General features: G+C 69.0%; 9 protein-coding genes. 6 read left to right on the forward strand and 3 right to left on the reverse strand.

The genetic code is table 11. The features are described 5' to 3' along the window. Positions 1-294: 294 nt before the first annotated feature. Both IEZ11_RS41890 and IEZ11_RS41895 read left to right on the forward strand, forming a co-directional pair. Positions 295-1,515, forward strand: a complete 1,221-nt coding sequence (locus IEZ11_RS41890; protein WP_229713684.1) for a cytochrome P450 family protein — start codon at positions 295-297, stop codon at positions 1,513-1,515. Next, positions 1,508-3,088 (forward strand): serine hydrolase domain-containing protein, encoded by a 1,581-nt coding sequence (locus IEZ11_RS41895; protein ID WP_189268303.1) that lies wholly within the window; start codon positions 1,508-1,510, stop codon positions 3,086-3,088. The genes IEZ11_RS41890 and IEZ11_RS41895 overlap by 8 nt, the downstream gene beginning before the upstream one ends. Before the next feature lie 220 nt (positions 3,089-3,308). Here the strand turns inward: IEZ11_RS41895 and ccrA are convergent, their stop codons facing one another. The 3 genes from ccrA to IEZ11_RS41910 form a co-directional block, all read right to left on the reverse strand. Continuing rightward, complete coding sequence (ccrA, locus tag IEZ11_RS41900; RefSeq protein WP_373295042.1) at positions 3,309-4,652, reverse strand: crotonyl-CoA carboxylase/reductase; 1,344 nt, start codon at positions 4,650-4,652, stop codon at positions 3,309-3,311. Positions 4,653-4,755: 103 nt separating this feature from the next. Continuing rightward, entirely contained in the window at positions 4,756-6,294 is a 1,539-nt protein-coding gene (mhpA, locus tag IEZ11_RS41905; protein WP_229713685.1) for a bifunctional 3-(3-hydroxy-phenyl)propionate/3-hydroxycinnamic acid hydroxylase MhpA, read from the reverse strand. 20 nt (positions 6,295-6,314) lie between these two features. Beyond that, positions 6,315-6,749, reverse strand: a complete 435-nt coding sequence (locus tag IEZ11_RS41910; protein ID WP_189268305.1) for a type II 3-dehydroquinate dehydratase — start codon at positions 6,747-6,749, stop codon at positions 6,315-6,317. 147 nt (positions 6,750-6,896) lie between these two features. Here IEZ11_RS41910 and IEZ11_RS41915 point away from each other — a divergent pair, with 147 nt between their 5' ends. Genes IEZ11_RS41915 through IEZ11_RS41930 form a run of 4 tightly spaced genes read left to right on the forward strand, consistent with a single transcriptional unit; the run spans position 6,897 to position 10,795 of the window. Then, positions 6,897-8,060, forward strand: a complete 1,164-nt coding sequence (locus tag IEZ11_RS41915) for a DegT/DnrJ/EryC1/StrS family aminotransferase (protein WP_189268306.1) — start codon at positions 6,897-6,899, stop codon at positions 8,058-8,060. Then, complete coding sequence (locus tag IEZ11_RS41920; RefSeq protein ID WP_189268307.1) at positions 8,060-9,121, forward strand: Gfo/Idh/MocA family protein; 1,062 nt, start codon at positions 8,060-8,062, stop codon at positions 9,119-9,121. Before IEZ11_RS41915 ends, IEZ11_RS41920 begins: the two co-directional genes overlap by 1 nt. Continuing rightward, the gene (locus IEZ11_RS41925) at positions 9,106-9,771 is read left to right on the forward strand and encodes an HAD-IA family hydrolase (protein ID WP_189268308.1); all 666 of its coding nucleotides are present in this window, start codon (positions 9,106-9,108) and stop codon (positions 9,769-9,771) included. Before IEZ11_RS41920 ends, IEZ11_RS41925 begins: the two co-directional genes overlap by 16 nt. Next, positions 9,764-10,795, forward strand: a complete 1,032-nt coding sequence (locus IEZ11_RS41930) for a 3-dehydroquinate synthase family protein (RefSeq protein ID WP_189268309.1) — start codon at positions 9,764-9,766, stop codon at positions 10,793-10,795. Before IEZ11_RS41925 ends, IEZ11_RS41930 begins: the two co-directional genes overlap by 8 nt. Positions 10,796-11,024: the final 229 nt, after the last annotated feature.

Below are 11,024 nucleotides of genomic sequence, written 5' to 3' on the forward strand. Positions count from 1 at the left end.
GTGACACGCGGGACGGTAGACCGCACCGGTCCGCATGTTGAACAACACCCTCTCTCATGCCGTGAATTCGTATTTGTGCGCGCTTTCCGTGGCGTGGAGGAAGGAAAGCAGCGCCTGCCGAAGGGCATTTTCGGCTTTCCGGGCGCGATCCCATCCGGCTCCTTTCCGTTGTGCTGCCGTCGCGGACAGTGCGATACAGGGGGTGCTGAGGGGGGTTCTGAGGGGTGGTGCCGTGCTCGTCCGTTGTGGTTCGCTGGCGCCGGAAGACACGGATTCAGTGAATTCTGCGACAGATTGACGGCCAAGATGACAGAAACGCGGCACGACCACTTTCCCATCTTTGATCTCGAGTCGATCGCCGACGAACGCAACAAAAACCTGCCGCCCCGGCAGGTCATGATGAACGGTGCGCCGGTGTGGTTGGTGGCCCGCTACGAAGAGGTGCGGGAATGCCTCGCGCACTCCGCGTTGAGCCCTGCCCCCGCGTACGCCGCGGAACACGGCCAGGAATCCCCGTTGAGCGGCCTTTTCATCGACACCGTGTTCGGCAACAACCCGCCTGAACACACCCGGCTGCGCCGCATGCTCACCAAGGAGTTCAACGCCGCCAGGGTCGAGTCGCTGCGTCCCCGGGTGCAGGAGATCCTCGACGGACTGCTGGACGAGATCGCGCCGGACGGTCACGCGGACCTGGTGACCAGCCTGTCCATCCCGCTGCCCACCCTGGTCATCTGCGATCTGCTCGGTATCCCGGCGGCCGATCGGCACGAGTTCCACCAGTGGGCCCAGGCGATGATCGCCTCCGGGTTCGACGAGTCGGCCATCGCGGCGTCCCGCGTTGCCGCACAACAACTCTGGGACTACATCGAGCAGTTGACCGAACGTAAGCGACACGCCCCTGAAGGCGACCTGATCAGCGACCTGGTCTCCGCGAACGCCGAGGACCGACTCAGCCAGCGGGAACTGGTGGCCACCGCCCGCGTTCTGCTGGTCGCCGGCTACGAGTTGACCAGCGGCATGCTCAGCAACGCGGTGTTCGCTCTGCTGACCCACCCGCAGCAGCAGGAACTGCTGCGCCGCGATCCCGACCTGGTGGTGCGCAGCATCGACGAACTGCTGCGATACGACGGTCCCGGCATCTTCAACGTCCGGTTCGCCAACGAGGACGTGCGGATCGGACCGGCGCTGATCCGCGCCGGCGAGCAGGTGCTGATGGACTTGCAGGCGGCCAGCCGTGATCCGGCGCTGTACGTCGATGCCGAGCGCCTCGACCTCACTCGCAACGCCACCGCGCACCTGCAGTTCGGGCACGGCATTCACTACTGTGTCGGCGCACCACTGGCCCGGCTGGAGGGGCAACTCGTGATCACCACGCTGTTGCGCCGCTTCCCGGACCTGCGACTCGGCTGTCCGGTGGAACAGGTCAGCCGCACCAAGAACAACTTCCTGAGTTCACTGGCCGGCCTCCCGGTTCAGTGGACCCCGTCATCGCAACCGGGGAACGCACATGACTGACGGCACTCCGCATCCGACCGAGATCGACGTGACCGCGCTGGGCGAGGCGCTGGCCCGGTACGCGCCGCTGGCGTTGCGCATCACCGCGACCCCCGGGGTGAGCATCGCGGTGACCGACCGGGCCGGTAACTCGCACGTGTCCGCGTACGGCATGGCCGACCTCGCGGACGCTACGCACATGCGGCCGGAGTCCGTGTTCCACCTCGGATCGATCTCCAAGCTCTACGTGTCCGCCGCGGTGGTGCAACTCGCCGAACGCGGCCGGCTCGATCTGCACCGACCGATCAACCACTACCTGGACGAGTTCACCGTGCGCAACCCGCTGGGCTCCCGGGACATCACCGCCTACGACCTGCTGACCCACCAGAGCGGACTGGGCACCAGCAGCGCCTTCGACGCCACACTGGGCACGCCGGGATCACTGGCCAAGCATCTGGCAGACGGGTACGGCACAGCCGAAGGCATCGAGTACGGGCAGCCCGGCGCCCGCTGGACGGCCCCGGTCGGCGCGCGGTTCCAGTACACCACCTTCGGCATGGCCACCCTTGGCCACCTCGTCGAAGTCACCAACAAGGCCGGGCTGTCCTTCGCCGACTACGTGGCCAGCGAGATCATCGAGCCGCTGGGCATGACCGCGGCAGCCATCCCGGACCTGCCCGCGCCCGGCCACGCGCCCGCCGCGCTGCTGGACGCACGCGCCACCGGCTACGCGCGGTTCGGGCGCTGGTGTGTACCCACCCCCGAGGTGCACACACCGCTGTACCCGGCGGGGGGCATGCTGGGCACGGCGGCGAGCCACAACCGGTTCTTGCTCTCGCTGATGCTCGGTGGCCGTCTCGACGGGAACCAGATCCTGCGCCCGGAGTCCGTGCGGGCCATGGTGACACCGCAGAACCCCGCCCAGTTCCCCGGCGGCGACCACGGCATCGGACTGGGCATGGAACTGCGTCAGCTCGGTCGGCCCGACTTCTTCTTCGGCCATGCCGGGGCGTATCCGTTCGGCTGGTGGAGTTTTTCCCGGGTCTATCCCGGTCTCGGGTTCGCTGTCACCGTGCTGAGCAACGCCTGGGACATGGCGCGGTTCTTCAACCCGGTCGACCGCTCCGCGTCCGGTCTGATCACCGAGTTCGTCGCGAACTGGGTGGCCACCGGCGGCGGTTCGGCCGGCCGGTCGACGCTGGGCTGGGACGAGCAGGCCGCCTACGCGATGGGCCTCCTGATGGGGGAGCGGCTGCGCGGCCTGTTCAACATCGCCGACCCGCTCGGTCCGGCGGTGACCGACCGGATGGTGGCGGGCGCGCGCCTGATCCCGGCCGGGGGATACGGCGAAACCTGGTCGGCCGACGGGTTCGCCGAGGGCGTGCGCGCGCTGGACGGGTTCGAGCCGTCGGCGGAGCGGATCCGAGCATTCCTGTCATCCCCGGAATGCCTGGCGTCCGCGCCCGATCTGGACCTGCATGCCCTGGAGTTCGGCGCGAGTCACGCGGAGTGGCCGATGCCCATGTCGTTCTGGGCGGATCGGGTCGAGCAGAACCGCGCCCTGTACGGCCATCTCGACCAGCTTGGCTTCTGAGCTCGCGTACGCGCGACGGCGCCGACCCCCGCACCCTGCAACGTCGTTCGACTGGTTGATCCTGACCGGCACAGGGGTGGACACGGTCCTGTGTGCCTCACAGTCACAGGCACACAGGACCGCAGTGGGACGCCGGGGCGGGCAGCCCGCCGTCGGCCGGGCGGCGACCGTCACCACCCGCCGCGCCGAACTCCGCGGGCACCTCGGACCGGGCATGACGTCATCCCTGCTGCTCACTCGGGGCCCGGAAGCGGTTGATGGCGTCGATGTGCCGGGAACGCATCTCCTCGTCACGCACGCCCAGGCCCTCCTCGGGGGCCAGGCACAGGACGCCGACCTTGCCCTGGTGGAGACCGCGGTGGACGTCGTAGGTGGCCTGGCCGGTGTCTTCGAGAGGGTAGACCTTGGAGAGAGTGGGGTGGATCCTGCCCTTCGCGATCAGCCGGTTGGCCTCCCAGGCCTCGCGGTAGTTGGCGAAGTGCGAGCCGATGATCCGCTTCAGGGACATCCAGAGGTAGCGGTTGTCGTAGGTGTGCTCGTAGCCGGAGGTGGAGGCGCAGGTGACGATGGTCCCGCCCTTGCGGGCGACGTAGACAGAGGCGCCGAAGGTCTCCCGGCCGGGATGCTCGAAGACGATGTCGACATCCTCGCCGCCGGTCAGTTCACGTATGCGCTTGCCGAGCCGCTTCCACTCACCGGGGTCCTGGTTGTGGGCGTCCTTCCAGAAGCGGTATTCCTCGGCCGAGCGGTCGATGATCAGCTCGGCGCCCATGCTGCGGCAGACGGCGGCCTTGCGCTCGCCGGAGACGACGCAGACGGGGGTGGCGCCGCCGGCAAGCGCCAACTGGGTGGCGTAGGAACCCAGGCCGCCGGAGGCACCCCAGATCAGCACGTTGTCGCCCTGCTTCATCTGGGCACCGTTGCGGGAGACGAGCTGGCGGTAGGCGGTGGAGTTGACCAGGCCCGGAGCGGCGGCCTCCTCCCAGCTGAGGTGGCCGGGCTTGGGCATCAGCTGGTTGGACTTCACCAGCGAGATCTCCGCCAGACCGCCGAAGTTGGTCTCGAAGCCCCAGATGCGCTGCTCGGGGTCGAGCAGGGTGTCGTTGTGCCCGTCGGCGGACTCCAACTCCACCGACAGGCAGTGGGCGACGACCTCGTCACCGGGCTTCCAGGAGTTGACCCCGGGGCCCGTGCGCACTACCACCCCCGCCAGGTCGGAGCCGATGATGTGGTACGGCAGGTCATGGCGCTTGGCCAGCGGGGACAGCCTGCCGTAGCGCGCGAGGAAGCCGAAGGTCGGCAGTGGCTCGAAGATGGCCGACCACACGGTGTTGTAGTTGACCGAGGAAGCCATGACGGCGACAAGGGCCTCGCCCGGACCTGGCGAGGGAACCGCTACTTCCTCAAGGTGCAGCGACTTCCTCGGATCCTTCTCGGCCGAGGCCATGCCTTCGAAGATTCCGGTCTCGTCCTTCCGGATGACGATACCGCGAGCGAATTCGGGAAGACGTACGCCGAGCCAGTCCTGCGCAGAAAGGCCCTCGGTAAGGATCGCGCTGGTCAATTCGTTCACGTCTGGAACCCTAGAGCGGTGCTGCCACCGTGTGAACCCCAGTTCCCACCGGCCCGTTAAGGGGTACCCCCCTGCAATTTGGAGCGGGCCGGCCTCAATTCGCGATGAGGCGAAGAAGATTTCGCAGCTGGCCGATGATCCCGGGTATCTGGGAGACCGTGCGAGCGGTGCCGAAAACGATGTGGTCGGGGCGGACGAGCAGGGCGCGCGCTTTGATCGACCGCAGATACGTGTAATAGGTTCCGTCGGTGTCGACCGGGCCGCTGGAATCCGTGCCGGGAGGAGCGAGCACGACGATGCGGGCATTGATCGCGGCGAGGCACGCGCGGTCGGAGTCGCTGAGTGCCGGGACCGGGTCGACGGTGCTGAGGAGGACGAAGCCATGGCCTATGACCTCGTCGAACAAGTCGGTGACGGAGCCGACGGAGACTCGCCCCTGTGGCACCGGCTCCCCGACCGGTGGGGGAGAAGTACCGTTGAGCGCGCGCTGGAGCACACCGGTGCGCAGCGGAATCGGAGCGGGTGCGCCGGACCGGGTGCCGGGGAAGAGGGCGGCATCGCGGCCGGCGGCGGCCGTTTCGTCGGTGACACAGACGATGCGCCCGAGGGTGACGGCGGTCTCGACGGTCGCGCGGACATGCGGAAGCCGTTCCTCCATGTAGGCGTCCAGCAGAGTGCCGGAAGCGACGCCGCGGAGCACAAGGTCGAGTTTCCATGCCAGGTTCACGACGTCCCGGACACCGGAGCACATACCCTGCCCGGTGAACGGCGGCATGGAATGGGCGGCGTCGCCGGCGAGCAGCACGCGGCCGCGGTGCCACTGGTCTGCCCATGACGCCCGGAATCGGTACACGGCCTGCCGTTCCAGGGTGGCGTTGTCCGGTCGGACGTCGAAGGCCTTCAACAGTCGCCAGGCGGTTTCGGCACGGTCGAGGTCGTCGATGCTCTCTCCGGGCAGCCGCATGAACTCCCACCGCCGCCGGCCGGGCCCGCTGGCGACGACGGTGGTGGGGCGAGCCGGGTCGCAGATCTGCATGTTGGTGGGGGAGAACGTCCGCTGTTCGGCGAGGACGACATCGCAGAGCAACCAGTCGTAGGAGAAACCGAGATCGGTGACACCGACTCCCATCCGCCGTCGTACGGTGCTGTTGGCACCGTCGCACCCGACGACCCAGGAGCCGACGACGGTGGCGGCGGTTCCGTCGGCGTCGGTGTAGGTGACCTCGCCGTTCTCGGTGACGTCGGTGACGGTGCAGCCCGCCCGGACCTCGATGCCGGGCAGCGAAGCGACACGGTCGCGCAGCACGGCCTCCAGCGTGGGCTGGTGCATGGTGGTGACGTCGGGCCACCCGTGTCGGCCGGTGTCGGCGAAGTCGACGCCGATCAGGGTACGGCCGTCGGCGCTGCGCCAGTCGTAGCCGTCGGCGGCTTCGCCGATCCGGGTGAACGCCGCGCCGACGCCGACGCGGGCGAAGCAGCGCGCGGTCTCCCCGTCGAAGCTGGTGGCGCGAGGCAGTTGATAGGGCCGGAGCCGGCGCTCCAGCACGACCACCCGCCGGCCGGCGTCGGCCAGGAGGAGCGCCAGAGTCCGGCCGATCGGTCCGCAGCCGACGATCACCACGTCGGCGTCCACGCTCCGGTCCGGCACCGGAGTCAGCCGGCGGCCAGGTCGAGCACCGCCTGCGCGGCCAGCCGGTAGCCGACAGTGCCCAGCCCGAAGATCACGCCGGATGACACCGGCCCGATCACCGACACGTGCCGGAACTGTTCCCGTGCCCACACATTCGATATGTGCACCTCGACCCATGGCCGTGGATATGCGGCCAGCGCGTCCCGCAGGCTCCAGCCGGCCATCATCAATGCCCCCGGATTGACAATGGCACCGACCGTGTCCGGATTCTCGTTGATGGTCCGCACCAGATCGCCCTCGCAGTCGGACTGGTGCGACAGCACCTTCCAACCGCGCACGGAAACGACCTCGGCCACCGCGTCCTCGATGTCGGCCAGCGTGTCCGTGCCGTACACCTCGGGCTCCCGCCGGCCGAGAATGCCCAGGTTGGGGCCATTCAGTAGAAGTAATTCGCGCACGTGGTGAACGTATCACCCGACTGCCCGGAAAACGTCCGGCCCGCATCGCCTAGGGGGTCGTACGGGTGTGACTAAGGGGGCATGACGAGATGTTTTCGACCTGGTTATCGTGCGGACCGAGGATCGTTAAAGGAGGGCTGGCGAACAATGCTGGACAATGGGCTCGACCTGAATTTTCCGGCGTGGCCGCAGTACGACGACACCGAACGCGCAGGGCTTGTCCGTGCCCTGGAACAGGGGCAGTGGTGGCGTATCGGCGGCAGTGAGGTGGACGAGTTCGAGCGCGAGTTCGCCGACCTCCACGGTGCTCCGCACACGCTGGCCGTGACGACCGGCACGCATGCCCTGGAACTGGCACTGCAGGTGCTCGGTGCCGGCCCCGGCACGGAGGTCATCGTGCCGGCGTTCACCTTCATCTCGTCGTCACAGGCCGCGCAGCGACTGGGGGCGGTGGCCGTCCCGGTGGACGTCGACCTGAACACCTACTGTCTGGACCCGGCGGCGGTCGAGGCGGCGATCACGCCGCGCACCGCGGCGATCATGCCGGTGCACATGGCCGGCCAGATCTGCGACATGGACGCCCTCGGCAAGTTGTCGGCGGCCTCCGGCGTGCCGTTGCTGCACGACGCGGCGCACGCGCACGGTGCGCGGTGGCGCAACCAGGGTGTGTCGGCGCTGGGATCGATGGCGGCGTTCAGCTTCCAGAACGGCAAGCTGATGACCGCGGGCGAGGGCGGCGCGGTCACCTTCCCGGACGCCGAGCAGTACGAGACGGCGTTTCTCCGGCACAGCTGTGGTCGTCCCCGCACGGACCGCACCTACCAGCACCAGACCTCGGGCTCGAACTTCCGGATGAACGAGTTCACCGCGAGCGTGCTGCGCGCCCAGCTGGCCCGCCTCGGTGGCCAGATCGACACCCGTGAGCGGCGCTGGCCGGTGCTGGCCGAGCAACTGGCGCGGATTCCGGGCGTGCTGCCGCAGGCCACCGACGACCGGTGCACCCGAAACCCCCACTACATGGCCATGTTCCGGGTCCCCGGCATCTCCGAGCAGCGGCGCAACGAACTGGTCGACGCGCTCGTCGCCCGCGGCCTGCCGGCCTTCGCAGGGTTCCGGGCGATCCATCGCACCAAGGCGTTCTGGGAGACCGGAGCGCCCGACGAGTCGGTCGAGGCGATCGCCCGCCGGTGCCCGAACAGCGAGGCGCTGTCGGTCGACTGCGTCTGGCTGCATCACCGGACCCTGCTCGGCGAGGAGGAACAGATGCACGCCATCGCCGCTGTTGTCTCCGACGCCCTGGCGGGGCTGTGATGCTCCGGCTCGCGATGGTCGGCTTCGGCTGGGCGGCCCGCTCGATCTGGTTGCCGCGACTACGACAGCAGCCGGACCTGGCGGTGACGGCGGTCGTCGACCCGGATCCGGCGGCACGCGCGGCGGCCGAGAACGACGGCGTCGCAACGGTGCTCGACCGGCACGACGACCTGTCCGCCGCCGACGTCGACCTGGCGATCGTCGCGGTACCCAACCACGCCCACTGCACGGTGGCGGCCGCGTTGCTGCGCCGCGGCATCCCCGTCTTCCTGGAGAAGCCGGTCTGTCTGACCGGAACGGAGGCCGAGGAGCTGGCGTCGGCGGAGAAGGAAGGCGGCGCCGTCCTGATCGCCGGCAGCGCCGCCCGGTATCGCGTGGACGTGCTGGCACTGGGCCGGGTCGCCGCGGACATCGGCCCGATTCGGCACGTCCGCCTGGACTGGGTGCGTGCCAGCGGAGTACCCGGCACCGGGTGGTTCACCCGACAGGAACTGTCGGGCGGCGGCGCGCTGGTCGATCTCGGCTGGCATCTTCTCGACGTACTGCTGGCCGTGCTGGGCCGCGTGGCATTCGACGACGTGGTGGGCACGATCGGCCGGGACTTCGTGGACCGGCGGTCGGCGCAGGCGGCCTGGAAGGACGGGGCCACCACGGGCGCGACCGCGGACGTCGAGGACACGGTGCGCGGCTTCCTGGTCACAGCCGACGGCATGTCGGTCGCGCTGCATGCGAGCTGGGCGTCCCACGCCACCCACGACCTGACGGTGATCGAGTTGCACGGACACGCCGGCACAGCCACGTTGACCTGCACCTTCGGCTTCAGCCCGAACCGGGTCGGCGATCCGGTGCTGACACTGACCCGGGACGGCGCGACCAGCACGGTGCCGTTCGCGGCGGAGCCCGTCGGCGCCGAGTACGACCGACAGGTGGCCGCGCTCACCCCGCTTCTCGCGGATCCGGCGAGCAGGGGCCGGGCCATGGACGACGCGCGCTGGACGGTGCGCGTGATCGAACGGGTCTACGCGTCGGCACAGGGCAGGGCAGCATGCGCGGCGGCCTGACTCCGTTGCCCACCAAGGCGATCGTGTTCGACCTGGACGGCGTACTGGTGGACAGCTTCGGTGTGATGCGGCAGGCGTTCACGGTGGCCTACCGCGAGGTGGTCGGTCCGGGCGAGCCGCCGTTCGCCGAATACAGCAAGCACCTCGGACGCTTCTTCCCGGACATCATGCGGATCATGGGGTTGCCGCCGGCGATGCAGGAGCCGTTCGTGCGGGAGAGCTACCGGCTGGCCGACCAGGTCCGGATGTTCGACGGTGTGCCGGACCTGCTGCACGCCTTGCGCGCCGGCGGGTTCGGCCTGGCGGTGGCGACCGGAAAGAGCGGACCGCGGGCCAGGTCCCTGCTGGACGGGCTCGGAGTGCTGGAGCTGTTCGATCACGTGCTCGGTTCGGACGAGGTGGCGAACGCCAAACCCGCGCCGGACATCGTGTTACGGGCGATGGAGCTGCTCGGTGTCGGCCCGGACGAGACGATGATGATCGGCGACGCGGTGACCGACCTGGCCAGCGCCCGGGCCGCGGGCGTCGCGGCCGTCGCGGCGCTGTGGGGCGAGAGCGATCCGGCCGGTCTGCTGGCCGCCGAGCCGGACGCGATCCTGCGCACGCCCGGTGAGCTGCTGGCGCTGTGCCGGGGTGGTTCCCTTGCATGACGGGACGACGGAGCGCGTCGCCGTCGACCTCGGTGACCGCTCGTACGACGTGCACATCGGTCCCGGCGTGCGCAACCTGCTGCCGGACATCGTCGCCGGTACCGGCGCGCGCCGGGTGGCGGTGGTGTCGGCGCGCCCGCCGGACTGGGTGCCCGACTGCGGCCGGCCGACGTTGCGACTCGATGCCCTGGACGGTGAGCATCACAAGACGCTCGCCGAGGTGGAGCGGCTGTGCCTGCGGTTCGCCGAGTTCGGTCTGACCAGGTCGGATGTGATTGTCTCGTGCGGCGGCGGCACCACGACCGATGTGGTCGGTCTGGCCGCGGCGGTCTACCACCGCGGCACGCCCGTCATCCACCTGCCGACCTCGCTGCTGGCCCAGGTGGACGCGAGCGTCGGCGGGAAGACGGCGGTCAACCTGCCCGCCGGCAAGAACCTGGTCGGCGCGTTCTGGCAGCCGGCGGCGGTGCTGTGCGACAGCGAGTTCCTCGACACGCTGCCGCCACGGGAACTGCTCAACGGCTATGGGGAGATCGCCCGCTGCCACTTCATCGGCGCCGACGACCTGCTCGGGCTGCCGCTGCCGGACCGGATCGTGGCCGGCGTGCGGTTGAAGGCGTCCTTGGTGGCGGCCGACGAACGCGACGGCGGCTTGCGCCACTTGCTGAACTACGGCCACACCCTGGGGCACGCGATCGAACGGGCGACGGACTACGAGGTGCGCCACGGCGAGGCCGTCGCGATCGGAACGGTGTTCGCGGGCCGGCTGTCCGGCGAACTGGGACGGATCCCGCCCGATCGGGTGGCCGAGCACGAGGCCGTGGTCAGTCACTACGGCCTGCCGACCGGACTGCCGGCCGGCGTGGACGATGCCGCACTGGTGGACCTGATGCGGCATGACAAGAAGGCGACCGTGGGCCTGGCGTTCGTGCTGGACGGCCCGAACGGAGCGGAGCTGGTGCGAGGCGTACCCGAACGGGCGGTCGCCGACACGCTGGCCGCGATGCCTCGCGCCGAAAAGTAGTCGAAACACGTCGGCGAGTTCCGACAGGGCATTGGGAGGTCTTTTTCAAGGCGCAGGCCGGAAGGCTTTTCCTCCTCCCGAGGATCGCGCCTGAGCTGTGTATTTCCACGGATAGGGGGTGTGAGGGGGGAAATGAGGGGTGGCTGTATTCGTGTTTTCCATAGTTAGCATTTAGGAGCCAGTCGAAGTTCCGGCCGACCTCGCCCTTGAATGTCAAGCACGAAGAGAA

It is taken from the genome of Streptomyces fuscichromogenes (assembly GCF_014645815.1).
Lineage (GTDB): Bacteria > Actinomycetota > Actinomycetes > Streptomycetales > Streptomycetaceae > Streptomyces > Streptomyces fuscichromogenes.